The following is a 25851-nucleotide window of genomic DNA, read 5'->3' as shown; positions in this document are numbered from 1 at the left end:
CCGTAACTTACGTCAGCGTAGGTTACGACGGCGTAGGTTGTCCACCCGGCGGCGACCCGGATCACACGTCGAGCGTGCAGTCCCCGGCCGCGGCGCTGACGCAGGTCTGAATGCGCTCGCCCTCCACATGCTCGACACCGGTGCGCAGATCGCGCACACAACCTTTGTCGAGCATCACCACGCAGGTCTGGCAGATTCCCATCCGGCACCCGTAGGGCATCTGGACACCGGCCTGCTCCCCGGCCTCCAGCAGGGTGGTGGCACCGTCCACCTCGATCGACTTGTCGCGGGTGCCGAAGGTGACGACCCCGCCCTGGGCGCCGTGCGCACCGCGTTCGAGCGCGAACCGCTCGATGTGCAAGGCCTGCGACCGGTCGGCATCGTCGTAGGCGGCGCTGATCATGTCCAGGAAGCCGGCCGGCCCGCACGCCCAGGTCACCCGCTCGGTCCAGTCCGGGCACAGCTCGGTCAGCCCCTGCCGGTCGAGTTTGCCCTGGCTGCGCGTGAGGCGAAGACGCACCGTGGCCAGCCCCTCCCGCGCCAGCTCCGACAGCTCCCCGGCGAAGAGCACGTCCTGCTGCGTGGGCGCCGAATGGACGACGACGACGTCGCACCGCTGTCCGCGCCGGCGCATGGTGCGCAGCATCGACATGATCGGGGTGATACCGCTTCCGGCGGTGGCGAACAGCACCTTCTCCGGCAGCGGATCGGGCAGCACGAACTCACCGGCCGGGGCGGCCAGCCGCACCACGGTGCCCGGCGCCAGACCGTTGACCAGGTGCGAGGACAAGAAGCCCTCGGGCAGCGCCTTGACGGTGATCGCGATGGTCCTGTCCCCGCGCGAGGTCTCCGGATCACTGGTCAGCGAGTACGATCGCCAGGTCCAGCGCCCGTCGACCTCGATGCCGATGCCGATGTACTGACCGGCGTGGTAGTCGAACGAGAAGCCCCAGCCCGGGCGGATGACGATGGTCGCCGAATCCGCGGTCTCGGGGGTCACCGAGACGATCCGGCCGCGCAGCTCGCGGGCCGACCACAGCGGATTGGCCAGATGCAGGTAGTCGTCGGGCAGCAGCGGGGTGGTGATCCTCGCGACCGCTGCGCGCAGCCACTGCGAACCCTTACCCGTCGACGACGCCGCCCGTGCGGGCGCCTCGAACCGATCGCGCCATGAACCCATCATGCTCCTCCGTCCACGAGCGTCCGCCGGGCAGCGGGCGTCCCCGTCGATTCTAGCTACGGTTCCGTAACTTACGGAACCGTAGGGTAGATAGGCAAGCCGGGCGGAGGCCGGTCAGAGCAGCTCCAGCAGAAACGGCAGCTCCTGGGTCGCGTACCACGCCAGATCGTGGTCCTCCGCGTCCCCCAGCGTCAGTTCGGCATCCTCGTCGCCCAGATCTGCCACATCGATGCACTCGGCCGCCGCGCGCACCGCGGGCTCGGCCGCGCCGTCGTCCACGTGTACCGCGACCACCTGATCGGTGCTCACCGGTCCGGAGATCCGCACGACGGCGTCGTCCAGATCCGGCCGCGGACTCGCATCGTCGCGCTCGGCGACCACCACCACGCGCCGCACCGGCAGCTCGCCGTCCTCTTGCGCCGACAGCAGACGCAGGCTCGCCCGCGCCGCATCGCGCAGGGCGATCTCGGCGAGCTCTTCGTCGTCGCCGGACACATAGGCCTCCCGCAGCGCGGGGGTGAGTGCAAAACCGGTGCCGCCCAACGGCATCCACTGACCATCGGCCAGCAGTCGCTGCACATCGGCCAAGGTGGCCGGCAGAAAGACTCTCATCACTCCTCCTCAGGAGAACCAGCGGTGCCGGAGCGGGGACCGGCGCCGGTGTCGGTGATCGCTTCGAATCCACCGGTCGCCAGTTCGTCGATCGAGTCGAGCACGTACCCGGCCATCGCCGGCAGATCGCCCAGGACGTTGCGGTCGGCCAGGAAAGCGAACTCGACCTTCTCGCAGTATTCGTTGACGCTGATCGCCAGTGCCCGGCTGGCCAGCAGCGGGGGCACCGTAAACAGGTCCCTGACCGGGACGCCGTTGACGTACCGGCAGCCGATCCGGCGATCGGCGATGCGGATCGGCACGTTGTACGAACGCTGGAAGATCCGGTTGAACACCCGGGTCGAGACATCGGCGAAGGGCACCACCCCCAGTTCGGGCAGCAGCGGCCGCAGCCCCGGGGTCATCCGGCGCTGCGACTGTGAATAGCGTTCGGCCAGACCGGCGACCTGCATCAACCGCACACTCGGTGAATCCTCGCCGACCGGCAGGTCGGTGATGAATTCAGCGCGCCCCTCGCAGATCCAGCCGCCGCCGGCCCGTTCATCGGCGACCGGTTCGCGGGCGCCCAGCGGCAGCACCGCCCGCACCGTCTCCCCGTGGCTCATCGAGTCCTTGACCGACAGGGTCCAGCGGCGCATGACACCGGTGACGACGGCCAGCACCACATCGTTGAAACTGCATTCGAACCGTTCGGCGATCTCCTGCACCTGGGTGCGCGGCACCCAGACGAACGTGAACAGCCGGGCGGCGCTGGCGGTGGTGTTCAGCGGGCTATCGGGTGCGGCGTTGACCAGCTGCTGCACCGTGTTGCCGACGAACCGGACCGACTGATCGGCCAGCGACAGCAGGTCGGCGATCGGGCCGGTCCCGCTGAACACCGATTCGACCAGTTCCCCGGGCCGGGCGACGGCCTCGGCGAGGGCCCCCATGGTGACCGCCCGCGACCCGGGCGGGCGGCCCGGCATCCACAGATCCTCCTCGTAGTGCCCGACCTCGGGAGTCTCGTCGGTGATGACCTCGCTGATCTCCAGGTGCTGTTCCTCGTCGAGCAGGCAGCGGTGTGTCTTGGTCAGGATGGCGATGCGTCCGTCGGGCAGCCCCTCGATCAGATACATCTCCCAGAGCGGGCGATGCCGGTCCAGCGGCCGCGACATCACCCGGGCGATGAACTCGGAGAGAGCCTCGTCGTCGCCGGGCTGGGGCAGCGCCGAGCGGCGGATGTGGAAGGTGATGTCGAAGTCGCGGTCGTCGACCCAGAGTGGCCGCGCCAATCCGAGGGTCACCTCGGTGACGACCTGCCGGTACCGCGGAACCAGTTGCAGCCGGTTCTCCACCAGCGCGACCAGGGCCGCATAGTCCAGGGCAGCCCCCCGCGGAGCGGCGGCCGGATCAAGGATCAGCAAAGCGCCCAGATGGGTCGTGGTTCCAGACCGGTCCAGGAAGTAGTACATCGCATCGTCCGGCGACAGTCGATTCACCATGTCCCCTCGATGATAGTGCCCCGGACGGTCGACGATACCGCCGGTGAGCGCGTCCCGCCCGGGGGTCCCGACCATCGGCCGGCTCACAGGATCGTGAACTCGGTGAGCACCCATCGACTCGCCTGCCGGGACGGGCCGCCGGCGGCCCGATCGCGGGGCTTCGAACGTTCCAGGCGGCCGGCCAGTGCCCGCACCCGACCTCGGCATTGGATGGTCCCGAAGACCTCGGCGCGCTGGGGCGACCGGAACTGCACATGGACTCGGTGCAGCTTGGCGCAGTCGCCGGCGGTGCCGAGCGCACCGTGCCGGAGCAACGCCGACACCTGCGCCAGCACCTGCTCGGCGACTGCGCCGGCCAGCTGGCTGCGCGGGCGGCGCCCGTCGAGGACCTCCAGGGTTCGCGACAGGATGGCAACCGCGAAGGTGCGGACCTCGGTGACCGCGGCCAGATCCGGACTGCGTCCGGCCGCTCCGGTCTGGGTCTCCTCGGTGAGCCCGCCCGCCCCACCGGGGGCCGAGGCCTTCGGTCGCGAGCGCGCCTGCGCGGACCTCGGCGGCGGCGCGGCCGGCACCGTCGTTCCGGCTGGCCGCAACTGCGTTTCTGTCTGACCCTCGAGCAGTGTCCCCCTCATATGAATCGGACGCACCGGAACGCGTTTGGGTTCCATGACGCGCCGGAGTCCTCCGGAATTGCCACGGAAAATTCCGCATTCTTCACTAACCGGTCATTGGTGAGCCGGTCTTCCGCGCGGTGCAGCAGAAGCACGCTTCGGTCTGGGCGCGGCGGCCCGGTCGCCGTGCCAGAGGCGCGGCGTTCAGCACCCATACGCGGCGCTCGCCCCACAGACGCGGCGCTCGCCACGTTCGCGGCCTTCGCGAGGGCCGCGAACGTCGCCGAACGCCGCATTCGCAAAACCAGTGCCGCGTTCGCAAAACGAACGCCGTGTTCGCAAAACCAGTGCCGCGTTCGCCGAACCAGCACCAGGTTCACAAGAACAGCGGCCCGGTGTCACCCGCCCGGCTAGCGGAAGCCGCTACTTGCTACGCCGGCGGTTGCGTCGCTCGGCGGCGCGGCGTTCCTTGCGCGAACCGGTCACCGGCTCGGGGGTGAGGACCTCGGACGGGGTGCCGGAGAACAGTTCCTCGACCGCCGAATGGATCTCGGGATCGCCGTCCTCGTCCGGCCCACTGTAGGTGATGCGCGGATCGTCGTCGGCCAGCTGCTCGCCCAGTCCTGCACCGGAAAGCATGTCCGAGACCGAGGTGCCCAGGGCCGGGCCCGGAGCCTGGGTCTGGATCTGGGCGTTGAACAGCAGGGAGACGGTCTCTTCCTTCATGGCCTCGAGCATGCCCATGAACATGTCGTAGCCCTCGCGCTGGTATTCCACCACCGGATCGCGCTGGGCCATCGACCGCAGGTGGATCCCCTCGCGCAGGTAGTCCATCTCGTAGAGGTGGTCGCGCCACTTGCTGTCGAGCACCGACAGCAGAATCGAGCGCTCCAGCTGACGCATGGCGTCGTCGCCGCCGAGCGCAGCCAGTTCGGCCTCGCGGCGGTCGTAGGCGGCCAGGGCATCCTCGACGACCATGGTGCGCAGCTCGTCTCGGTCCAGATCCTCGCGCTCCCCGTATTCGTTGACGCTGAAGACTGCCTTCTCCTCCAGCGTGATCGGGTACAGGTTGCCCAGAGCGGTCCAGAGCTCGACGGTGTCCCAGTCCTCGGCGTAGCCTTCGACGGTCGCGGCATCCACGTAGGCGCCGACCACATCGACCACCATCTGGCGGACCTGCTCGCGGTGGTCCTCGCCCTCGAGGATCTCGCGGCGCTCGGCGTAGATCACCTTGCGCTGCTCGTTCATCACCTCGTCGTACTTAAGGACGTTCTTGCGGATCTCGAAGTTCTGCTCCTCGACCTGGGTCTGCGCACTGCGGATGGCGCGGGTGACCATCTTGGCCTCGATCGGCACGTCCTCGGGCAGGTTGAGCCGGGTCATGATCGCATCCAGGGCGCCGGCGTTGAACCGGCGCATCAGCTCATCGCCCAGCGACAGGTAGAAGCGTGAGGCACCCGGGTCGCCCTGGCGGCCGGAACGACCGCGCAGCTGGTTGTCGATCCGGCGGGACTCGTGGCGTTCGGTACCCAGCACGTACAGGCCGCCGGCCTCGACGACGGCGACGGCCTCCTCGGCAGCGTCGCGGCGGGCCACCTCGATGGCCTCGACCCAGGCGGCCTCGTACTCCTCGGGGGTGCCCACCGGATCCAGGCCGGCCTTGCGCAGCCGGGTGTCGGCGATGATCTCCGGGTTGCCGCCCAGGACGACGTCGGTACCGCGGCCGGCCATGTTGGTGGCCACGGTGACCGCGCCGAGGCGACCGGCCTCGGCGATGATCTGGGCTTCCTGCTCGTGGAACTTGGCGTTGAGCACGTTGTGCTTGATGCCGCGCCGATTCAGCAGCTGCGACAGATATTCGGAGCGCTCGACGCTGGTGGTACCGATCAGGACCGGCTGGCCCTTCTCATGGCTCTCGGCGATGTCGTCGACGACGGCGTCGAACTTGGCCTCTTCGGTCTTGTAGATCAGGTCCGACTGATCGTCGCGGATCATCGGTTTGTTCGTCGGGATCGGGATGACGCCGAGCTTGTAGATCTGCTGGAACTCGGCGGCCTCGGTCTCGGCGGTACCGGTCATTCCCGACAGCTTGTCGTAGAGGCGGAAGTAGTTCTGCAGGGTGATCTGGGCGAGCGTCTGGTTCTCGGCCTTGATCTCCACGCCCTCTTTGGCCTCGATGGCCTGGTGCAGGCCCTCGTTGTAGCGGCGGCCGTCGAGGACACGACCGGTGAACTCGTCGACGATCAGGACCTCACCGTTGCGCACGATGTAGTCCTTGTCCTTGTGGAACAGCTCCTTGACCTTGATGGCGTTGTTCAGGTAGCCGACCAGCTGGGAGTTCGCCGGTTCGTACAGGTTGTCGATGCCCAGGCGGTCCTCGACGAAGGTCACGCCGGCCTCGTGCACACCGATGGTCTTCTTCTTGATGTCCACCTCGTAGTGGACGTCCTTCTCCAGCAGCGGAGCGATCCGCGCGAATTCGCCGTACCACTTGCTCGAGGAGTCGGCCGGACCCGAGATGATCAGCGGGGTGCGGGCCTCGTCCACCAGGATCGAGTCGACCTCGTCGACCACGGCGAAGTTGTGCCCGCGCTGCACCAGCTCATCGAGGCTGTGTGCCATATTGTCGCGCAGGTAGTCGAAGCCGAACTCGTTGTTGGTGCCGTAGGTGATGTCGGCGTTGTAGGCCACGCGCCGCTGATCGGGGGTCATGCCGGTCAGAATGACGGCGGTCTGCAGTCCGAGGAAGCGGTGGACGCGGCCCATCTGCTCGGCGTCACGCTTGGCCAGGTAATCGTTGACGGTGACCACGTGCACGCCCTTGCCCGACAGCGCGTTGAGGTAGGCCGGCAGCACGCAGGTCAGCGTCTTGCCCTCACCGGTCTTCATCTCGGCGATGTTCCCGAAGTGCAGAGCCGCACCGCCCATCAGCTGGACATGGAAGTGCTTCTGATCCAGGACGCGCCAGGCCGCCTCGCGCGCCACAGCGAACGCCTCGACCAGCAGATGGTCCAGGGTTTCGCCCTTGTCGAGCCGTTCCTTGAACTCGTCGGTCTTGGCCCGCAGTTCGTCGTCGCTGAGCGCGGCGATGTCGCTTTCGAGGGACTGGACCTGACTGGCGATCCCGTCGAGCCTCTTGACCATCCGGCCTTCACCCAGGCGAAGCAGCTTGTTCAGCACGGTCCCACAGTCCCCATCGGTCGTGAATAAGAAATCCGGTCTGCACGCAAGAGTGCAGACCGGATTCCATGCTACCGGTATCTCCCCGATCCGATCAGGCCCGGCCCTGCCGGAAAACCGCTGGGGCCGGACCGATGGGCACGCTCAGGAGAGCCGGATCAGACCGTAGTCGAAGGCGTGACGACGGTAGACCACCGACGGGCGGTCACTCTCCTTGTCGTGGAACAGGAAGAAGTCGTGCCCCACCAGTTCCATCTCGTAGAGCGCATCGTCGACGGTCATCGGCGCGGCATCGTGGTCCTTGATGCGGACCACCTGGCCGGGCTCGTACGGTTCGACGCCGTCGTCCCAGTGCTGTTCGGCCTCGGCGGGGGTCTCCGGCGCCGGATCGTCGACCAGGGCACCGGCCGCGGTGGCTTCCGACAGCGAGACCGGCACACCCGGGCCGGCCTTGCGGATGCGCTTGCGGCTGTGCGCCCGGCGCAGCCGCTTCTGCAGCTTGTCCATCACCAGTTCGGTGGCGGCGTAGAAGTTCTCACCGCTGGCCTGGGCACGCACGACGGGTCCGTCGCATCGCGCGGTCACCTCGACCACCTCGGCCTGCTTCTGCTGACGCCGGTTCGGCTCGTGGTAGAGCACCACCTCAAAGCGCGTCAACGACGGGTCGAACCGCTCGAGCCGGGCCAGCTTGTCACCGACATACACGCGGAAGTGATCGGGGATCACCACGTTGCGGCCGCTGAAGACCACCTCGGCGTCCGGCTCGGCCGGCTGGGCGACCGCCCGCAGCGAGGCCGGCCGCTCGAAGGCAACACTCACATCGCTCTGTGTCGGGGCAGGACCCTTCGGTTCGCGTTGGCCTTTGCGATGGACAACCGACATCGTCAACCTCCTCCGATCGCGCCGCCCAGGCGCTCTGCACCCGGAACAGACGAGAATTCGCTTGTCGCACAAGGTTTTTGCACGACACCTTCACACTGATTTCCCGCAATCGACCGGCGACGGGAAGCCCGGGTCCCAGACCCCTCGGGGCCGGGAAGAGGGCGTCCCACCTCCTGCCGCTGAGGTTCATCACTGACACCCTTGACGTTATCGGTTCGCGTGCCTGTTCTCCACGTTTCGACACGACCTGGGGCCGGTTCGTGTCGGCGTTCACTCCCGCGCCCTCAGACACCGGCCAGCACCGCCACCGCCGTCACCGCGACTGCCTCGGCGGCCAGCACCTTCGCGGCCGCAGCCGCCGTCGCGCCGGTGGTGAGCACATCGTCGATCAACACGGTGGTGACCGCGGCGGCCCCGTCTCGCAGCGCCGGTGGCGGCACCCCGGTCAAGGTCACCGCCCCGGCCAGGTTGGCCATGCGGGCCCCGGCGGTCAGCCCGGCCGAATCGCGGGTCCACGACCGCGTCGCCAGCAGCGGAATCACCGCCACCTTCGGGCCCAGCAGACCGGCAGCCGACCGGGCGACGGCGGTGACCGGATCGCCGCCGCGCCGCCGGGCCGACAGGGGTCGGGTGGGCGCCGGGATCAGGGCGAGCCGCTCGCCGGGCGCCAGCTGCTCCCATTCGGCCAACCGCAGCAGCCCGTGCGCCAGCACCCGTCCCAGCACCGGGATCAGGTCGGTTCGGCGGTGCTCTTTGAGCTCGACGACGGCGCTTTGCAGCGCGCCCCGGTAGCGGCCCATCGCCCACACCGGCGCGCCCACGCGCACGCCCGGGCGCAGCGGAAAGGGATCGTCGAGGACCGTCGCCGCGCAGCGTGGACACCACGGCGTGCCCGGCCGGCGGCATCCGCCGCATTCGGTCGGCAACGCCAGATCCAGGCCTGCGCTCAGCACCGCGCGCAGCGGCCCGGGCCCGGCTCCGGCGTTCATCTGGTCATCGTGACCGTACGACGGCGGTCTCGTCGAGCCGGCCGTCCACAGGTCCGGCGCGCAGCGGCCCGCCTGTGCACAGGACTGTCCGGTCAGCCGGTCTGGGTCACCGGGATCGCCCCGGCCGGGGCCTGCTCGATCGGCAGCCAGTACTGGTCGGCCGAACCCGGCGCCGTGCCCAGCTCCAGCACTCCGCGCATATCGCCGGCGTACACGGTGCTGCGGGTGGCGGCCACCGCGCGCACCGGCGGCTTCAGGTTGCCCGAGACCATCGCGGTGGGCGGCAGCCCCGAGACCGGCACGCGCAGCACGGGGCTCTCGTCGGCCTCCCGCACGGCGTAGACCGTGGTGACATCGGACCAGGCGATGGCGACCACCGCCGGGCCGCGGCCGTAAGAGACCGGGCGCACCCCGGTCAGCGAGGGCACTCCGCGGTCGTTGGTGGCCAGCGCCGCCAGCAGCAGCCGACCGCCGGCGACCAGCGCCACCCGGACGCCGTCCGGGGACACCTTGAACGAGGTGATCGGTCCCGGTGCCACCGGCTCGACGGCGCTGGTGTCCAGGGCCACCACCCGGGCGGGCTGGCCGTCGCCGACGGTCCACATCGAGGGGCGGTCGTCGATGATCGCATAGCCGGTGTCGGTCAGCGCGCCGAAACTCGGGGTGCTGACGGTGGCGCCGGCCGCTACCTCGCCGACCTCCTCGCCGTAGGGCCCCTGCAGCAGGATCTGGCGTCCGTCGCGGTCGGCGACGGCGGCCACGCGCTGCTGATCCAGGGAGATGGCCGCCGACACCAGGTCGGTGGCGGTGCCCAGCGGGCCGCCGACCGGGGAGGCACCGCCGCTGCCGACCCGGAACAGTCCACCGCGCACCACATGCAGGGCCGAGGTTCCGGTGTCAGGTTCGGGATCGAAGGCCTTCACGTCGGCGGTGCGCCAGCCGTCGGCGCGTTCGGCGATCAGCGGGCTGCCGCCGGCCGAGATCAGGTAGGTACCGGTGATGCCGGCCCCGGCCAGCGACCAGATCAGCTGCGCGGCCAGCACGGTGCGCTTACGCGGATCGGGGTCCACCGCGCCGCCCAGGTTGATCGTGACCCGATCGCCGTCGACCACCACCGGCCCGCGCAGCTCGACATCCCGTCCGGCGGCGGCATCCACCGCTCCGGTCAGGTCCGGTGCCGGTCCGGCCAGCAGCCGGGTCACGACCTCGGTGGGGTCGACCGCCGAGCCGAAGATCCAGCGCGGATCGCCGACCAGGCGGGTGGCGGTGCGGTCGGGGAAGTACAGCTCGGCCAACCGGTAGGAGGCGTCGAACTGTCCGTTGTCGGTGAAGGTGCCGGCCGGAATCGAGCCGTCGACCCGCCAGACACCGTTATTGCGGGACAGCGTCAGCGGCACCAGCAGTTCGCCCTGGGCCGGGACCAGCTGGCCGATGGCACTGAGGGTGCCGATGCGCTCGCCGATCACCCGCAGCCGCACGGCGCTCTCGCTGCGTTCGTCGATCACCACCCGCAGGTCTGACACCACCGTCATCGGTCCCTGATCGTCCCAGCGTTCGGCGGCGCCCGAGGACAAGAACTTGCGGGCGGCGCGATGCCCGGATGCGGGATCACTCATCGCCTTGACGAAGTTGCGCACCAGCGTCTCGGGGTCGTCGCTGCGACGCGGGGTGGGCACCAGGTTGGCCGGCCGCGACCGGTTGAAACCCTGGACCGGTTGCGGCGAAGACGAGGTCGGGACGGCCACGCAGCCGGTGGCCACGAGCAGCGCGGCGGCCAGCAGGGCCAGCAGTCCGGTGATCCGGCGGCGCGGTGCGGTCATATCGCCGGGCTCCCGTCGGTGGCATGGGGTGGATGCGCGTCGCCGCTTTCGGCGTCGTCGTCGAACGTGTCGTCCGGGCCGTCGGCGACCGTGTCGTCCGGGCTGTCGGCGACCGGGACCGGCGGTGCGGGAGCCGCCGGTGCGGCCACCGGCTTGAGCGGCAGTGGACTGCCCAGCAGTTTGTGCCCGCGGACCAGCGGCAGCGTCAACCGGAAGCACGAGCCGACGCCCGGGGAACCGGCCGCCTCGAGCCGGCCCTGGTGCAGACGGGCATCCTCGATGCTGATCGCCAGTCCCAGGCCGGTGCCGCCGGAGCGTCGTACGCGGGACGGATCCGAACGCCAGAACCGGTTGAAGACCAGCTTCTCCTCGCCCGGTTTGAGGCCCAGCCCCTGATCGCGCACGGCGATGGCCACCGCATCCCCGTCGGACCGCATCACCAGGGTCACCGGACGGTGCTCCCCGTGATCGATCGCATTGGCTAGCAGGTTCCGCAGGATCCGCTCGATGCGGCGCGGATCGATCTCGGCGAAGACCGGCTCCACCGGCAGGTCGACGACCAGTTCGGTGTCGGTGTCGGCGGCCAGGCTCTCCACGGTGGCCAGCGCCGCCTCGATGGGAATGGCCATATCCATCCGCTCGGCGGCCAGCTCGGCCTGCCCCGCGTCGTGGCGGGAGATCTCCAGCAGTTCGGTGAGCAGGGTCTCGAACCGGTCGAGTTCCTTGTCCATCAGCTCGACGCTGCGGCGCTGCAGCGGATCGAACTCGTCGCGGCTCTCGTAGAGCATGTCGGCGGCCATCCGGACGGTGGTCAGCGGGGTGCGCAGCTCGTGGGAGACGTCGGAGGTGAACTGCCGCTGCAGCCCGCCGAACTCTTCCAGATGGGTGATCTGCTTGGACAGGCTCTCGGCCATATCGTTGAACGAGACGGCGAGTTTGGCGAACTCGTCCTCCCCGCGCACCGGCATCCGCTCGGTGAGGCGTCCGTCGGCGAAGCGCACCGCCACCCGCGAGGCCGCCCGCAGCGGCGCCACCACCTGCCGGGCCACCAGCCAGGCGATCGCCGCCAGCAGTCCCAGCAGCACCACCCCGCCGACCAGCATGGTGCTGCGCACCAGCGAGATGGTGTTCTGTTCGGCGGCCATCGGGAAGACCATGTACAGCTCCAGGTCGGGCACCGCCGACTCGACCGGTGTGCCGACCACCAGCGCCGGCACTTCGGTGCCGCCGCGCTGCACCTGGGTGTACTGATAGGCCACCTGGCCGCGGGAGACCATCTCCTGCAGTTGCGGGGAGACCTCGGCGACAGGTCCGGCGCCGGCGACCGGCGGCTCCCCGTCGCGGCCGGGCACCAGCAGCACGGTGTCGAAGGAGCCGCCGGTGGACGAGCTCTGGCTCGCGTCCACGTCCTGATCGGTCATCAGCGACCGGGCCCGGGCCAGCCGGGTCTGGGTGGAGGCACTCGAATCGGTGTTGGTCAACACGCGTTCGACCAGGTTGCGCGAACGCTCGAGCTGACTGAGCGCCATGGTCTGCTTATCGTCGAGCAGCCGGCCGGCGATCTGGCTCATCAGCAGAAAACCGACGATCAGCAGCACCACGAACGAGAGCGCCATCGTGGAGACCACCACCCGCAACTGCAGGGAACGGCGCCACAGCGAACCGAACGCACGGCCGATGCCTGCGGCGGCGCGCTGGAAGGAGGCGATGGAGCGGTTGATTCTCCGCCGATTGAACACTGTGATGATTCGAGACTACGGGGCTGATTCGCGACTGTCGGGGACGATCCGAGCCTACTCCGGTCGCAGACCTACGGCGGTCCGGCCTTGTAGCCGACACCGCGCACGGTGAGCACGATCTCCGGATTCTCCGGATCGTTCTCCACCTTGGCGCGCAGCCGCTGCACGTGCACATTCACCAGGCGGGTGTCGGCCGGGTGACGGTAACCCCACACCTGCTCGAGCAGCACATCGCGAGTGAACACCTGGCGGGGCTTGCGGGCCAGCGCGACCAGCAGGTCGAACTCCAGCGGCGTCAGCGAGATCGGCACCCCGTCGCGGGTGACCTTGTGTGCCGGCACATCGATCTCCACCGGACCGATGGCCAGGATCTCGGCGGGCTCCTCGTCGGTGCGCCGCAGTCGGGCCCGGATGCGGGCGACGAGCTCCTTGGGTTTGAAGGGTTTGACCATGTAGTCGTCGGCGCCGGACTCCAGGCCCAGCACCACGTCGACGGTGTCGGATTTGGCCGTCAGCATCACGATCGGGACCCCGGATTCGGCGCGGATCGCCCGGCACACGTCGATGCCGTTCATCCCGGGCAGCATCAGATCCAGCAGCACCAGATCGGGCCGCAGTTCCCGGACCGCCGGCAGCGCCTGGGTGCCGTCGCCCACCACGAACGGGTCGAAGCCCTCGTTGCGTAGGGCGATGGTCAGCATCTCGGCGAGTGACGGGTCGTCGTCGACGACCAGGATCCGCGGCTTCATATCGACCATCGTGGCACCAGAAACCCCTGTTGGCGAGGATTGACGCGCCGGACCTGGTCACACGGGGCGCCCCGGGGCCGTCGAGTGCGGCGGCCCGGTGACCGGTCGTCTGGTCGGCGCCGGTCTTCCGGTCAGCTCAGCCAGATCCCGTTGAGTGCACTGTTGTGGTCGTTGAGGTATGCCTGCCCCGGGCCCGGGTTGGATCCGCCGACGATCATGCTGCCGGAGTGGACACTGTCGGTGATGTCCTGACCGGTGTTCGGGTCGATGATCGTGTAGCCGGGTCCGCTGTTGCCCCCGACGATCGTCGGCGCCGGCACGTAGGGGTGCGGGTCCGCCGGCGGTCCGGCAGGTACCGCCGCGTCGATGATTCCGTCGCCGTTGTAGTCGTAGGCGACCGTGTCGATGATCCCGTCGCCGTTGGTATCGGCTTGCATGATGTTGAAGTTCCCATCGCCGTCGAGGTCGGTCAGATAGACATCGAGGCGGCCGTCGCCGTCGGTGTCGTATCCGGTCGTCTCGTTGATGCCGTCCCCGTCCAAGTCGAAATCGAAGAACATCACTGCCTCCTGGGCCGCTGGTTTTTCCTTCTCACTCCTTCAGAGGCCGCCGGCGGTGAAAAGGTTCCCGGACAGTGCCGACTGGTTCGCTGGAGCCGTTTTGGCTGACCGGTCCGTCGGTGCGACGACGAACCGGCCGCAGCGCACTAGAATCGACGGTGAGCCAGCCGGTCAGGAGGCGAGCGGAGATGACCGACCCGCAGGATCCGAGCCGATCGCAGTATCCGAATCCGTCGTTGCACGACGTCGATGCAGGCTTTCTGCTGCCGTATTCGTTCAGCAGTATGAGCGGCCAGGGTACGCACGGCTCGGTGCGGTGTGAGCAGAGCTGCCTGAGCGTCGAAGCCCTGGCGACCCGACTGCTCAACCGGTATCTGGCGCACCAGATTCCGCCCGATCGGGTCGATCTGGAACGTGGGCCCTCCGGCCTGGCCGTGACCATCCGGTTCGGCACCCCAGGCCCGGGCAGCGCGGTGACCGATCTGCGGATCGGCACCGAACCGTTCGGCCCCGGTGCACCCAGCCATCCGGTGCATCGACAGACGCGCTCCTTTGTGACGACGACCTTCTTCGCCTCCGTCTGAGCGGACCGCGCGGCCGGGAACCGTCTACGACGAGGCCGCTGTGTCCCCGCCTGCGGGCTGTTCAGACTGGGCGCTAGGGGCGGCGGGGACGGCCGGTTTGGCCGCACCGAACACCGTCAGCATCTCCAGCGCCCGCTCGATGTCGGCCAGTTGCGTGTCCACCTTGGCGACCTCGGCCTCCCGGGTCGCCGAATCGGTGCGGACCTGTTCCTTGGCGACCTCGTGCAACCGTTTGGCCTCGCGCAGCGACTCCTCCAGCTGATCGCGGTAGGCCAGCCGCAGTTCCGGCTCGAACTCGTTGTAGACGTCCCGGATCACCGCGGTGAGATCCTCCTGCGCCTGTTTGATGTTCTCGTTTAGCCACGAGGTCAGGTTCTGGTGACCGGCCCGCTTGGCGTGCGGCCCCAGCAGCAGTGCCGCCCACGCCGGGAAGGCGAAGACCGCGACCACACCGGCCACCACACCGGTGACCCCGAGTAGACCACCCAGCACGGCGGCGATCGGGCCGCCGGTGGAGGCCATGGCGATGGTGCGCGGGTCGATGTAGCCCTTCCACCGGTGGTATTCGCGGGCCGGCCGCAGTTCCATCGATTCGAGCAGGCTCACCGCATCGTCGGCCCCGGTCGGCTGCAGCCGCGCATCGCCGAGCCATTCGGCGGCGAACTGACTGAGCTCGCTGTGCAGGCCGGCGGCCATCGACTCGATCAACGCGGTCAGTTCGGTGTTCATCGCTCCGGTCATCGCCTGTCCCTCGCGCGCGATCTTGAGGGCACCGCGACTGGAGATCTGGTTCATCCAGTGATCCCGGAAGGCGGTCAGCTCCAGGCGCAGCCGTTTCTCCGCATTGAGTTTCAGACGGTTGAGTGCCTGGCGCTGCCGCTCACCCCATTCACGCTGGGTGGACTGCAGCTGTTCGAGGCGTTCGCGCTCCTCCCCCATCTCCGCCTCCAACCGCGGGGCGTCGACGATCGCCCGCTTGCGGATCAGCAGATCCTCGCGCAGCGCACCGAGGGAGACCGCTGCGCACGCAGCGGTGTTACGACGGACGATCTGTTCGGGGCTGCCCAGCACCGCCTCCAGCTCCTCGGCCAGCGCGGTGATCCCCGAGGCCTCCAGCCGGGCCTGGGCTTTGGCTTCATCCGGGCTGCGCAGTGCGGCGGCGGCGAACGCATTGGACACCCCGACCACCGGGACGTTGGCGAAACGCGGCGCATACTGCGTCAGCAGACGACGATTCTCCTCGACCAGGGTGCGCCACTGCCCGGGGGTCTTGTCGATCTTGGTCAGCGCCAGCACGACGGTCCCGACCTCGGCGCTGACCCGGTTGAGGAACTCCAGTTCGGCCGCACTGATCGGGGCCACCGCATCGCAGACCATCAGCAGCGAGCAGGCACCGTCGGTGGCCGCGACGGTGGCCGCGATGTGCCGATCGTCGAGTCCGTTGACGCCGGGGGTGTCCACGATCGTCACCCCGGGCAGCCGCTGCGCCTGCGTGTGGATCTGTGCCCCGATCGGCAGCAGACCGTCGACGCGCGCATCGGCGTGTGCGCCGTCGACGGTCACCCAGTCGTAGACCTGGTCGGGTTCGATCGCGCGACGGCGGCCGTCGGGCAGCAGCAGCGCTGCGGTGCCTTCGGGGTCCTCCGGGCTCGGCGGCACATAGCGGACCTGCGCGGAGGTGGCGATCATCGTGTCGACCTTGGCCAGATTCTGTCCGAGCAGCGAGTTCACCAGCGAACTCTTGCCGCGTTTGACTTCGCCGACCACCACGACGGCCCGCTCCGGGGGCGCGGTCGCCGCGATCTTCTCGATCCGCGCCGCCTGCTCCTCGCGGTCGGCCCGGCGCAGCAGGATGGCGGCGTATTCGACCGCGTTGACCCGCTTCTTCCCCTGGCCCGCAGCGGCCGCCGGCGTCGGTGCGTCCCCCCGCTTCGGTGTCGTCACCGTCGTTCCTCCTGCCGGTGCCCGCGGCGCAGCGCCGCCGGGACCGCCCCGTCAGCAGCCATCTGATAACTGCGTTCGAGCACGTTCAGCGCCTCCCGCTCGGCCCCGAGCATCAGCGTCAGCCGTCGGGTGCGGCAGTCGGCGAGCAGTTCCCGTGCCCGCGACTGCACCGCCGGCAGCGGGGTGCCGGCCGTCAGCCCGCACGCCGCCGCCCCGTCGACAGCCCAGAACACCCGGTCGAGTTCTGCGGTCAGCGGACTCTCCGGTGCGCGGCGCATCACCTGCTCCAGTGCCTCGGCCACCTGCAGCGAGCCGGTCGCCGGATCGATCTGGAAGCGTTCGATCGCCGCCTCGACGCGGTCGCGGTGCGCCGAAACGGTCGCGATCCGCCGGATCCCGGCCAGCGCTGTGCGAGCGGTGGAGACCTCGGTATACCCGGCGAGCTGTCCGTCGATGACCCGGCGCAGGCGCTGCAGTCCCGAACGCTGCAGCAACCACTCCGACAAGGTGACGGCACCGCGTTCGGCGGCCTGCCGGCCGTGCAGGACGGTATACACACCGAACCGGTCGGCCAGGTCGAGCAGCGTCGGATCGGCCTCGGTGAACAGGTCCAATTCCAGATCGTCGGCGGCGGCCCCGGCCAGTGCCGCCAGCGCCTCGGCGTCGGTTTCGGAAACCCCCACCTCGGCGGCTTGGGCCATCAGACCCGAGACCGGCACCACCGCCCGTGCCAGCTCCGGGTGTTCGGCGGCCAGATTGCGGGCCAGCTTCTCGGCGGTGTCGAACGGATCTCCCGAACCGTCGGCACCGGCCCCGGCGTTGTCGGCATGGGCCACCACCAGGATCGTGTTCAGCCGTGTCGCCCCCGCCTCCCGCAGGAAGGCCACCTCGTCCGAGCGCAGATGGCCGCCTTCGACCAGGAACAGCAGGATGTCCGGCGACGGCAGCCCGCCGCCGTCGATCAGGGCGCGGCGGGTGGCGTCCTCGGAACTCTGGGTGGTGGTGCTCAGACCGGGGGTGTCGATGATCCGGTAGCGGTCGCGCAGGTGCGCCTGGGACAGGTAGACGACCTCGTAGTCGACCTCCCCGGCGGCCCGCCCCAGATCGCGGGAACCGTCGCCGGCGGAGTCGTCGGTGGTCCCGTCCAGCCCGACCACCTCGCGGCGGGCCGGGGTGCCGAAGGCGTACATCGTTGCCACCAGGGTGCACTCGCTGCGGTCGGTCGGGGCGATCTCCTCGGCGACCAGCGCGTTGACCAAGGTGGACTTCCCTGAGCTGATACGCCCGGCCAGCGCGACCGTCGAGTGTCCGGACAATCCACCGGCCAGCTGCGCGACCGCGGCCTGCTCGTCGGGTCCGACGGCGGCGACCTCCTCGAGCATCGTGCGCACGGCGGTCCGCAACGCCTTTCCCTGGTAGACCACGAACCGCTCCTCCTCTTGCGCCGCGCCCTATCACGATAGTCTCCCGCACGGTGCCCGGACAGAATCCGAACGACCCGGGAACTTTCCGGCGCCGGCCCCCCTCTTACCTTCCGAACCCGAGAGAACGTCCCGGCACGCCGAAGAACAACGCCCCCGGGCGAGCGAATACCTGACACCATGACTGGTGAGTTGAATGGAGGCATCGCGATGAGCGAGGACGACCTGACCCAATGGTGGTCGGCCTACGACGAGCCGGCCGGCACCCCACCCCCCGACGGCGTCTGGGCCGCGGCGGTCGAGGTCGCGCTGGCCCCGGCCAGCGAGGTGGACGTCTCCCTGTACGAGCAGGCACCGGCGCAGGTGAGCGGACCGGTACCCGAAGACGCCGGATACGACGGTGCCGGCGTCGAGGTACCCGACGAGGATCAGGAACTGTTCGTGGTGATCGACGAGCCGTCCGGCGCCGACGGCCTGGATCTTGATCCGGCGACCGACACCCTGGCCAGTGACCCCTTCGGCGACGATCCGTTCGACATCGACGCTGCCGGCACCGACGACTGGCAGCTCGACGACCCCGGCGACTTCTGAGCGGCGCGGCTGTGACCGGCAACGTCACTTGCGGACCCACCCGTCTCGACGATTGGATGTGACCATGGATCTGGATCCCGTCGTCGCGGCGCTGATCGCTGTGGCGATCGCGCTCGTCGGCATGCTGACCGGGTATCTCCTCGGTGGCCGGACCGCACCGCGGTTCCCTGCCGGTTCACCGCACGCCGGTGTGCCGCAGCGGCCCGGCGCACCCGAGGCGTTCACCCCCGATCCGGCACCGCCTGGTCCCTCGCCCGCCGGCGGTGTGCTGGCGTCCCAGATCGCGGTCACCGAACCGGTACCGGTGTCTGCGCCGTCCGGCACCGGACCGCTGGGCGCTGGACCGCTCGGCGCTGGACCGGCCCCGGTTCCCGACGGGAAGATGGTCCACGCCCTGATCGGCGCCTATGACACCAGCACCGAGGCATCGGTGCGCGGCTACATCGCCGACCAGCTCGGCGGCGTGGGCATCCGGGCCGTCGAACCCGAACCGGGCACCCCGTTCGTGCCGGACAGTCAGCGATGCGTGGCCACCGAACACCTCGCCGACGCACCGGCGGGCACCATCATCCGTACCGAGCGTCCAGGCTGGCGGGGGCCGAACGGGCCGGTGCGCATGCCCGACGTCACCGTCGTGGCCGCACCGGATCGGAGCTGAGATGACCGACATCGAGGTCGTGGTCGACGAGCGGGACGAAGCCGAGCTCGTGCGGGCCGCTACCGCGGGCGATCAGCAGGCCTTCGCCGAGTTGGTGGGCCGGCACCGCAATCGGCTGTGGGCGGTCTGCCTGCGCATCGCCGGTAATCCGCACGACGCCGAGGATGCGCTGCAGGAGGCGCTGGTCGCCGCCTGGCGCGGCCTGCGCAACTTCCGCGGCGACGCCCAGTTCTCCACCTGGATGTACCGGATCGCCTCGAACGCGGCCATCGCCCAGTCCAAGAAGCGGCCGCTGGTGGTCGACCCGGCCGACCGGGAGGCACCGGCCCCGGGCGACTTCACCGCCGATGTGGTCTGGGCCGACCGCATCGAGCTGGCCCTGGCGGCGTTGCCGGAGGTCTTCCGGGTGACCTTCGTCCTGCGGGTCTACGGTGACCTGTCCTATCAGGAGATCGCCGACCACCTGGAGATTCCGGTGCAGACGGTACGCAGCCGGCTCAACCGGGCCAAGAAGGCACTGGCCGAGCAGCTCGGCGAACCCTGACGCCGGCGACCAGCCCCGGAGTCGTCGTCCGGGCCCGGCGTTTAGGATCGGTGCCCATGGGCATCCTCGTGGCGATCGAAGGTCTGGACGGCGCCGGTAAGAACACGATCGTCGGCCGCATCCGGGAGCAGGCGCAGCACCGCGGGATCACCCTGGAGACCGTCGCCTTCCCCAGCTACGGGCGGCACGTGACCGCCGACATCGCCGCCGAAGCCCTGCACGGCCGGCACGGTGACCTCAGCCAAAGCGCCTACGCCATGGCGATGCTGTTCGCGCTGGACCGACGCGAAGCTGCGGACGATCTGCGTGCGGCACTGGCCCGCAACGATCTGTTGCTGTGCGACCGCTACGTCGCCTCCAACGCCGCCTACAGCGCCGCCCGCCTGCACCAGGGCCCCGACGGCGAAGTGGTCGATTGGGTCGGCGACCTGGAGTTCGGCCGCTTCGGCCTGCCACTGCCCGCCCATCAACTGCTCCTCGGGGTCCCGCCGGAGATCGCGATCGACCGTGCGGCCGGTCGCGCCGCCGCCGATGCCACTCGCGCCAAGGATGCGTACGAGCGCGATGCCGACCTGCAGTCCCGCGTCTGGCGTGCCTACCTGGACCTGGCCCGGGTGCAGTGGATGTCGCCGTGGACCGTCGCCGACGGCGACGACGCCGTCGAACAGGTACTCGCGCTCGTCGCCTGAACCCTGGACCGCGTCGTTCTCGGGGAACCAGACACCCTGATCTCGTTCTGGCCCCCTCTGCTGGGGGCGCGAGAACGAAGTCAGGGTGCGAGGCACCCTTAGTAAGGGGGCGTGAGTTCCGGCAGGGGGTGGGTGTCGGGGGTGTCGGCGATGCAAAAGGCCCCCGAACCAGGCGAGGGCGCATGCGCCCGCCTGGGCCGAAGGCCTCAGCAGCAGGACAGGAAGATCAGTACCGGTAGTGCTCCGGCTTGTACGGGCCCTCTACATCGACACCGATGTACTCGGCCTGCTCCTTGGTCAGCTTGGTCAGCGCACCGCCGAGGGCTTCGACGTGAATCCGCGCGACCTTCTCGTCCAGGTGCTTGGGCAGACGGTAGACCTCGTTGTCGTACTCGTCGTTCTTGGTCCACAGCTCGATCTGAGCGATCACCTGGTTGGCGAAGCTGTTACTCATCACGAACGACGGGTGGCCGGTGGCGTTGCCCAGGTTCAGCAGGCGCCCCTCCGAGAGCACGATGATGCTGTGCCCGTCGGGGAAGACCCACTGGTCCACCTGCGGCTTGATGTTGATCCGGGTCATTCCCTCGGCCGACTCCAGGCCGGCCATGTCGATCTCGTTGTCGAAGTGGCCGATGTTGCCCAGCACGGCCAGGTTCTTCATCTGCTTCATATGCTCGAAGGTGATGATGCCCAGGTTGCCGGTGGAGGTGATCACGATGTCGGCGTTGCCGATGGCCTCTTCCACCGTCACCACGTCGTAGCCGTCCATCAGCGCCTGCAGCGCGTTGATCGGGTCGATCTCGGTGACCTGGACGCGGGCGCCCTGACCGGCCAAGCTCTCCGCGCAGCCCTTGCCGACGTCGCCGTAGCCGCAGACCAGCGCCTTCTTGCCGCCGATCAGCACATCGGTGCCGCGGTTGATGCCGTCGATCAGCGAGTGACGGGTGCCGTACTTGTTGTCGAACTTGCTCTTGGTGACCGAGTCGTTGACGTTGATCGCCGGGAAGTCCAGTTCCCCGGCGGCGGCGAACTGGTAGAGACGCAGCACGCCGGTGGTGGTCTCCTCGGTGACGCCCTGGACCGATTCGGCGATCGTGCGCCACTTGGTCGGGTCGGCCGCCAGCGTCTGGCGCAGCAGCTCCAGGAACACCTTGTACTCGGCCGGATGGTCGTCCTCGGTGGGCGGCACCACGCCGGCCTTCTCGAACTCGGCCCCGCGCAGCACCAGCATGGTGGCGTCGCCGCCGTCGTCGAGGATCATGTTGGCCGGCTCACCCGGCCAGGTCAGCATCTGGTCGGCGGCCCACCAGTACTCCTCCAGGGTCTCACCCTTCCAGGCGAACACCGGCACACCCTGCGGCTCCTCGGGGGTGCCGTACGGGCCGACGACGACGGCCGCGGCGGCGTGGTCCTGGGTGGAGAAGATGTTGCACGAGGCCCAGCGGACCTGCGCACCCAGGGCGACCAGGGTCTCGATCAGCACGGCGGTCTGCACCGTCATGTGCAGCGAACCGGAGATGCGGGCACCCTTGAGCGGGGCGACGTCGGCGTATTCGCGGCGCAGTTCCATCAGGCCGGGCATCTCGTGCTCGGCGAGGCGGATCTCCTTGCGTCCGTAGTCGGCGAGCGACAGGTCGGCGACCTTGAAATCGATTCCGTTGGCGACGTCGGCAGTCATGGTGGACGCGGTGGTCATCTAGTCCCTCTCGAAGTATTCCCCCGGGCGGTGCCGCGGAAGGCTTCCGCGGCACCGAGTGCAATGTTCGACCATCAGGCTAGCGCGTGAGTGGGCTGTGCAGCCGCGCACCCGCCGCGCATCGGCGTCGTAGCGGCGCACTCACTGCGGCGGCGGTGAGTCGATGATCACCCGGTCCTGCCCGGGAGCCACCTGTTCGACCGGCGTTCCGGCGGATGCGTCGGGCGCGAGGACCTGGGGTCCGGCCAGATCACCGGCATCCAGCAGCGGCGGCATCTCCCCGCGTTCACGCAGGCCGACCACCGAATGCCGCATGCCGTACGCCAGATAGACGACGAAGCCCAGCGCCATCCACGCCAGGAACCGGTACCAGGTCAGTGCGGTCAGGTTCAGCATCAGCCACAGGCACGCCAGCACCGACAGGATCGGCACCAGCGGCACCCACGGCACCCGGAATCCGCGTGTGAGGTCGGGGCGGGTCCGTCGCAGCACCACCACGCCCACCGAGACCAGCACGAAGGCGAACAGGGTGCCGATGTTGACCATCTCCTCCAGCTCGCCCATCGGCAGGAACGCGGCCAGGAAGCCCGAGACGACGCCGATCAGCACGGTGATCCGGACCGGGGTGCCGCGGCGGCCGGTCTTGGCCAGCCCGCGGGGGAACAGCCCGTCGCGGGCCATCGCGAAACCGACACGGGTCTGCCCGAGCAGCATCACCATCACCACGGTGGTCAGACCCGAGAGGGCGCCGATGACGATCAGCCATTGCGCCCAGGTGATGCCGTGCAGGCCGAAGGCGGTGGCCAGGGTCGTCGCCTCCCCGCGCAGCTCGGTGTACCTGACCATGCCGGTCAGCACCAGCGTCACCCCGACGTACAGCACGGTGACGATCGCCAGCGAACCGAGGATGCCGCGCGGCAGGTCCTTCTGCGGGTTACGCGCCTCCTCGGCGGTGGTGGCGACGATGTCGAAACCGATGAAGGCGAAGAAGACCAGTGAGGCCGCCGCCAGCAGCCCGTACCAGCCGTAGTTGGAGCCACCGGCGCCGGTCATCAGCGAGAACAGGGTCTGATGCAGGCCCGTCGCCGCATCCGCGCCGTCGGTGGCCTCGGCCGGCGGGATGTAGGGCGAATAGTTCTTCGGGGAGATGTAGAACGCGCCCACCACGATCACCAGCAGGACCACGGCCACCTTGATCGCGGTGATCACCAGCGACACCATCGAGGAGAGTTTGGTGCCGGCCACCAGCAGGGCGGTGAGTACCCCGATCAGCAGGACCGCACCCCAGTCGAAGCCGGCGAACGCGCCGCCGCCCTCGCGCAGCGAGATCGTGGTGAAGGTGGTCTCGGCCGGATCGCGACCGGCGATCAGGCACAGGAATTCGTTCAGGTAGTGCGACCAGCCCTTGGAGACCACCGAGGCGGCCAGCGCGAACTCCAGGATCAGGTCCCAGCCGATGATCCAGGCCACGAACTCACCGAAGGTGGCGTACGAGAAGGTGTAGGCGCTGCCGGCCACCGGCACGGTGGAGGCGAATTCGGCGTAGCAGAGGGCGGCCAGGGCGCAGGCCAGGGCGGCCAGCACAAAGGCCAGCGACACCGCCGGACCGGCGACGTTACCGGCGGTGCGGGCGGTCAGCGTGAAGATCCCGGCGCCGACCACCACCGCGACGCCGAAGACCGTCAGGTCCCAGGCGGTCAGATCCTTGCGCAGCCGTGTATCCGGCTCGTCGGTATCGCGGATGGACTGTTCGACGGACTTGACCCGCACGAACGGGTTACTCACTGATCGGCACCTTTCGCCGGACCTTCGGGGTGCGGGCTCAGGTATCGCGGGTGGGCTGGGGCTGGTCGGCCCGAGCCGCATCGGCGGCGGCCAGATCCTCCGGCAGCGGCGGCAACTGGCCGGGATCGACCTCCGGGCGTGCCCGGATGTAGGCGATGCTGGCCACCAGGCCACCCCACACCAGCATCACCGCCACGACGAGCAGTGTGATCGCAGGACCGGTCATCGTCGTTCTCCTTCCAAGAATTCCACCGACGGCCACGCCTCGAAATCGGCTTGGTCGCGCCCCTTCCAGCGGGTCGCGGTGCCGATGATCGCACCGGCCAGCGCGAAGCCGAGGGTGCCCCAGCCGAAGGTGTAGATGTACCAGTTCGGATAGTCCTCGTACCCGTTCTCGATCACGTCGATGATCTTCTGGATCATCATGACCAGCAGGAACGTCGGCGCGAAGACTCCGATCAGCGGCAGCCACCAGCTGCCGAGTTTGAAGGTCGAGATGGCGTTGAGGTGCAGGCGCAGCACCCGGCCCTCACGGGCCAGCCACACCACCGCGATACACATGGCGATCGCCGAGCTGACCACACCGATGTTGTTGGCGAACATGTCCACCGTGTCCAGGGTGAACAGCCCCGTGGTGGTGGCGAACAGCCCGAACGACAGTGCTGCCGAGACGACGCCGACGACGACAGCGGCCACCCGCTGACTCAGTCCGAACTTCTCCTGCACCGCCACCGACACACCGACCACCAGTGACACCAGCGAGGTGAAACCGGCGATCACCAGCGAGCCAAAGAACAGGGCACCGAACACGGTGCTGCCGGGCATCTCGGAGATCACCGCCGGGAAGGTCACGAACGACAGGATCGGCCCGGTGAGCCCTTCGAGCTCACCGACGGCGACACCCTCCTGGTGGGCCAGGAAACCCAGCGCGGAGAAGACACCGATCCCGGCGAGGATCTCGAACGAGGAGTTGGCGAAGCCCACGACCAGACCGGAACTGGTCATATTGGCCCGGCGCCGCTGGAAGGAGGCGTAGGCGATCATGATGCCGAAAGCGATCGACATGGAGAAGAAGATCTGGCTGTACGCGGCGATCCACACGTTCAGGTTCGTCAGCTCACTCCAGTCGGGAGTGAACAGGGCGTTGAGCCCGTCGGTCGCCCCGGGCAGGGTGACCGCACGGATGACCAGCGCCCCGAACCCGAGCACCAGCAGCGGGATACCGACGACGTTGACCTTCTCCACACCCCCGGCGATTCCGGCGGCCAGCACGATGATGATCAGGACCCAGACCAGCGCCAGGGGCCAGGCGACACCGGCGACCAGTTCGCTGGAGATCCCCGGTTCGGAGGCCTTGAGGTAGTCGTTGACGAAGAAACTGGCCGTATCGTTGCCCCACTTGTTGCCGAACGAGAAGTAGAAGTAGCTCAGCGCCCAGGCGATGACGGCGGCGTAGTAGACCGAGATGATGAACAGCAGCATGGTCTGGAACCAGCCGATCACCTCGGCTTTGCGCCACAGCCGCCGCAGCGCCAGCGGCGCCGAACCGCGGAACCGCTGCCCGATCGCATAGTCCAGGAACAGGATGGGCAGACCGGCGGTCACCAGCGCGATCAGATACGGAACCAGGAAGGCGCCGCCGCCGCTGTCGTAGGCCACGCCGGGGAAACGCCAGATGTTGCCGAGGCCGACGGCCGAGCCGATCGCCGCGAGGATGAACCCGCGGTTCGACGTCCACGTCTGGCGTTGACTGCCGGTGGGTCCGGTCGTCGTCATTGAACACCCCTCTTCTCACCCGTCGGTTGGGTGTTCTGACGGTAACGCACGGGGGCCCGCGCCGACTGCAAGCCCGCGATGCGGCCGGCGAAGTCCGGTGTCGATGGGCGACGACGCCGGCCTGCCGCACCCCGGCAGGGATGATCAGCGGTCGTCGCCGCGGTCGATATCCGGTTCCAGGTAGATGATCCGCGTCTGCGGCAGGGCCGCCCGCACCCGCGCCTCGGCCGCGTCGATGGCGGCGGCGATCTGCGCAGCGGTGGCCCCGGGAGAGATCGCGATCTTGGCGGCCAGCAGCAACTCGTCGGGCCCCAGGTACTGGGTCTTCATGTGGATGACGCGGTCGACGCCGTCGCCGGG

The 25851-nt window shown here is 68.9% G+C and carries 22 protein-coding genes and 1 pseudogene; 5 read left to right on the top strand and 18 right to left on the bottom strand.

From position 1 onward, the window contains the following. Window positions 1-61: 61 nt before the first annotated feature. From GOHSU_RS13080 to GOHSU_RS16355, 11 genes are all read right to left on the bottom strand, one after another. Window positions 62-1183, bottom strand: a complete 1122-nt coding sequence (locus GOHSU_RS13080) for a ferredoxin reductase (protein WP_005942566.1) — start codon at window positions 1181-1183, stop codon at window positions 62-64. Window positions 1184-1294: 111 nt separating this feature from the next. After that, entirely contained in the window at window positions 1295-1792 is a 498-nt protein-coding gene (locus GOHSU_RS13075; RefSeq protein ID WP_005942562.1) for a DUF6912 family protein, read from the bottom strand. Beyond that, a complete protein-coding gene (locus GOHSU_RS13070) occupies window positions 1792-3273 on the bottom strand; it encodes a wax ester/triacylglycerol synthase family O-acyltransferase (protein WP_024332969.1) in 1482 nt (493 codons plus the stop codon). The genes GOHSU_RS13075 and GOHSU_RS13070 overlap by 1 nt, the downstream gene beginning before the upstream one ends. An 83-nt stretch (window positions 3274-3356) precedes the next feature. Next, on the bottom strand, window positions 3357-3905 hold the full coding sequence (locus GOHSU_RS13065) for an Rv3235 family protein (RefSeq protein WP_155828524.1): 549 nt from the start codon (window positions 3903-3905) through the stop codon (window positions 3357-3359). 402 nt (window positions 3906-4307) lie between these two features. Next, window positions 4308-7064, bottom strand: a complete 2757-nt coding sequence (secA, locus tag GOHSU_RS13060; protein WP_005942554.1) for a preprotein translocase subunit SecA — start codon at window positions 7062-7064, stop codon at window positions 4308-4310. 144 nt (window positions 7065-7208) lie between these two features. Further along, window positions 7209-7946 (bottom strand): ribosome hibernation-promoting factor, HPF/YfiA family, encoded by a 738-nt coding sequence (gene hpf, locus GOHSU_RS13055; protein ID WP_005942550.1) that lies wholly within the window; start codon window positions 7944-7946, stop codon window positions 7209-7211. A gap of 284 nt (window positions 7947-8230) precedes the next feature. Then, window positions 8231-8935: a ComF family protein gene (locus GOHSU_RS13050; RefSeq protein WP_005942547.1), complete on the bottom strand. Its 705-nt coding sequence runs from the start codon at window positions 8933-8935 to the stop codon at window positions 8231-8233. A gap of 92 nt (window positions 8936-9027) precedes the next feature. Continuing rightward, entirely contained in the window at window positions 9028-10755 is a 1728-nt protein-coding gene (locus GOHSU_RS13045; protein ID WP_005942545.1) for an LpqB family beta-propeller domain-containing protein, read from the bottom strand. Further along, the gene (mtrB, locus tag GOHSU_RS13040) at window positions 10752-12494 is read right to left on the bottom strand and encodes an MtrAB system histidine kinase MtrB (RefSeq protein ID WP_005942542.1); all 1743 of its coding nucleotides are present in this window, start codon (window positions 12492-12494) and stop codon (window positions 10752-10754) included. The genes GOHSU_RS13045 and mtrB overlap by 4 nt, the downstream gene beginning before the upstream one ends. Window positions 12495-12565: 71 nt before the next feature. Further along, window positions 12566-13252 carry an MtrAB system response regulator MtrA gene (gene mtrA / locus GOHSU_RS13035; protein ID WP_005942539.1) on the bottom strand — a complete coding sequence of 229 codons (687 nt, stop codon included), beginning with the start codon at window positions 13250-13252 and terminating at the stop codon, window positions 12566-12568. 122 nt (window positions 13253-13374) lie between these two features. Next, window positions 13375-13803 carry a hypothetical protein gene (locus tag GOHSU_RS16355; protein WP_005942536.1) on the bottom strand — a complete coding sequence of 143 codons (429 nt, stop codon included), beginning with the start codon at window positions 13801-13803 and terminating at the stop codon, window positions 13375-13377. A gap of 188 nt (window positions 13804-13991) precedes the next feature. On the opposite strand from GOHSU_RS16355, the gene GOHSU_RS13025 reads away from it, so the two are divergent. After that, complete coding sequence (locus tag GOHSU_RS13025) at window positions 13992-14387, top strand: hypothetical protein (protein ID WP_005942532.1); 396 nt, start codon at window positions 13992-13994, stop codon at window positions 14385-14387. A gap of 24 nt (window positions 14388-14411) precedes the next feature. Here the strand turns inward: GOHSU_RS13025 and GOHSU_RS13020 are convergent, their stop codons facing one another. Together GOHSU_RS13020 and GOHSU_RS13015 are read right to left on the bottom strand one after the other, a co-directional pair. Next, window positions 14412-16331, bottom strand: a complete 1920-nt coding sequence (locus tag GOHSU_RS13020; RefSeq protein ID WP_005942529.1) for a dynamin family protein — start codon at window positions 16329-16331, stop codon at window positions 14412-14414. After that, window positions 16328-17755 carry a dynamin family protein gene (locus GOHSU_RS13015; protein ID WP_005942527.1) on the bottom strand — a complete coding sequence of 476 codons (1428 nt, stop codon included), beginning with the start codon at window positions 17753-17755 and terminating at the stop codon, window positions 16328-16330. The genes GOHSU_RS13020 and GOHSU_RS13015 overlap by 4 nt, the downstream gene beginning before the upstream one ends. Before the next feature lie 207 nt (window positions 17756-17962). On the opposite strand from GOHSU_RS13015, the gene GOHSU_RS13010 reads away from it, so the two are divergent. From GOHSU_RS13010 to GOHSU_RS12995, 4 genes are all read left to right on the top strand, one after another. Beyond that, window positions 17963-18343, top strand: a complete 381-nt coding sequence (locus GOHSU_RS13010; protein WP_005942525.1) for a hypothetical protein — start codon at window positions 17963-17965, stop codon at window positions 18341-18343. Window positions 18344-18407: 64 nt separating this feature from the next. After that, complete coding sequence (locus GOHSU_RS13005) at window positions 18408-19001, top strand: hypothetical protein (RefSeq protein WP_005942523.1); 594 nt, start codon at window positions 18408-18410, stop codon at window positions 18999-19001. 1 nt (window position 19002) lies between these two features. Then, window positions 19003-19545, top strand: a complete 543-nt coding sequence (locus tag GOHSU_RS13000; RefSeq protein ID WP_005942521.1) for an RNA polymerase sigma factor — start codon at window positions 19003-19005, stop codon at window positions 19543-19545. Window positions 19546-19601: 56 nt separating this feature from the next. Next, window positions 19602-20234, top strand: a complete 633-nt coding sequence (locus GOHSU_RS12995; protein ID WP_005942519.1) for a dTMP kinase — start codon at window positions 19602-19604, stop codon at window positions 20232-20234. 226 nt (window positions 20235-20460) lie between these two features. Here the strand turns inward: GOHSU_RS12995 and ahcY are convergent, their stop codons facing one another. The 5 genes and pseudogenes from ahcY to GOHSU_RS12970 form a co-directional block, all read right to left on the bottom strand. Further along, entirely contained in the window at window positions 20461-21930 is a 1470-nt protein-coding gene (ahcY, locus tag GOHSU_RS12990; RefSeq protein WP_005942517.1) for an adenosylhomocysteinase, read from the bottom strand. A 141-nt stretch (window positions 21931-22071) separates the two neighbouring features. Continuing rightward, window positions 22072-23715, bottom strand: a complete 1644-nt coding sequence (locus GOHSU_RS12985; RefSeq protein WP_005942515.1) for an amino acid permease — start codon at window positions 23713-23715, stop codon at window positions 22072-22074. Window positions 23716-23752: 37 nt separating this feature from the next. Continuing rightward, a complete protein-coding gene (locus GOHSU_RS12980; protein WP_005942513.1) occupies window positions 23753-23941 on the bottom strand; it encodes a MetS family NSS transporter small subunit in 189 nt (62 codons plus the stop codon). Continuing rightward, entirely contained in the window at window positions 23938-25491 is a 1554-nt protein-coding gene (locus GOHSU_RS12975; RefSeq protein WP_005942511.1) for a sodium-dependent transporter, read from the bottom strand. The genes GOHSU_RS12980 and GOHSU_RS12975 overlap by 4 nt, the downstream gene beginning before the upstream one ends. A gap of 144 nt (window positions 25492-25635) precedes the next feature. Further along, window positions 25636-25851, bottom strand: a pseudogene (locus GOHSU_RS12970) (cation diffusion facilitator family transporter); the annotation flags it as partial.

This window comes from Gordonia hirsuta DSM 44140 = NBRC 16056 (genome assembly GCF_000333015.1).
Taxonomy (GTDB): Bacteria; Actinomycetota; Actinomycetes; order Mycobacteriales; family Mycobacteriaceae; genus Gordonia; species Gordonia hirsuta.
This window is presented reverse-complemented; position numbering and strand designations above follow the sequence as displayed.

Excerpts from the sequence above, each read along its gene's own strand:
- GOHSU_RS13080 (WP_005942566.1), bottom strand. The coding sequence starts at position 1,183 with ATGATGGGTTCATGGCGCGATCGGTTCGAGGCGCCCGCACGGGCGGCG.
- GOHSU_RS13075 (WP_005942562.1), bottom strand. The coding sequence starts at position 1,792 with ATGAGAGTCTTTCTGCCGGCCACCTTGGCCGATGTGCAGCGACTGCTG.
- GOHSU_RS13070 (WP_024332969.1), bottom strand. The coding sequence starts at position 3,273 with ATGGTGAATCGACTGTCGCCGGACGATGCGATGTACTACTTCCTGGAC.
- GOHSU_RS13065 (WP_155828524.1), bottom strand. The coding sequence starts at position 3,905 with ATGAGGGGGACACTGCTCGAGGGTCAGACAGAAACGCAGTTGCGGCCA.
- hpf (WP_005942550.1), bottom strand. The coding sequence starts at position 7,946 with ATGTCGGTTGTCCATCGCAAAGGCCAACGCGAACCGAAGGGTCCTGCC.
- GOHSU_RS13050 (WP_005942547.1), bottom strand. The coding sequence starts at position 8,935 with ATGAACGCCGGAGCCGGGCCCGGGCCGCTGCGCGCGGTGCTGAGCGCA.
- GOHSU_RS13045 (WP_005942545.1), bottom strand. The coding sequence starts at position 10,755 with ATGACCGCACCGCGCCGCCGGATCACCGGACTGCTGGCCCTGCTGGCC.
- mtrA (WP_005942539.1), bottom strand. The coding sequence starts at position 13,252 with ATGGTCGATATGAAGCCGCGGATCCTGGTCGTCGACGACGACCCGTCA.
- GOHSU_RS16355 (WP_005942536.1), bottom strand. The coding sequence starts at position 13,803 with ATGTTCTTCGATTTCGACTTGGACGGGGACGGCATCAACGAGACGACC.
- GOHSU_RS13025 (WP_005942532.1), top strand. The coding sequence starts at position 13,992 with ATGACCGACCCGCAGGATCCGAGCCGATCGCAGTATCCGAATCCGTCG.
- GOHSU_RS13010 (WP_005942525.1), top strand. The coding sequence starts at position 17,963 with ATGAGCGAGGACGACCTGACCCAATGGTGGTCGGCCTACGACGAGCCG.
- GOHSU_RS13005 (WP_005942523.1), top strand. The coding sequence starts at position 18,408 with ATGGATCTGGATCCCGTCGTCGCGGCGCTGATCGCTGTGGCGATCGCG.
- GOHSU_RS13000 (WP_005942521.1), top strand. The coding sequence starts at position 19,003 with ATGACCGACATCGAGGTCGTGGTCGACGAGCGGGACGAAGCCGAGCTC.
- GOHSU_RS12995 (WP_005942519.1), top strand. The coding sequence starts at position 19,602 with ATGGGCATCCTCGTGGCGATCGAAGGTCTGGACGGCGCCGGTAAGAAC.
- ahcY (WP_005942517.1), bottom strand. The coding sequence starts at position 21,930 with ATGACCACCGCGTCCACCATGACTGCCGACGTCGCCAACGGAATCGAT.
- GOHSU_RS12980 (WP_005942513.1), bottom strand. The coding sequence starts at position 23,941 with ATGACCGGTCCTGCGATCACACTGCTCGTCGTGGCGGTGATGCTGGTG.
- GOHSU_RS12975 (WP_005942511.1), bottom strand. The coding sequence starts at position 25,491 with ATGACGACGACCGGACCCACCGGCAGTCAACGCCAGACGTGGACGTCG.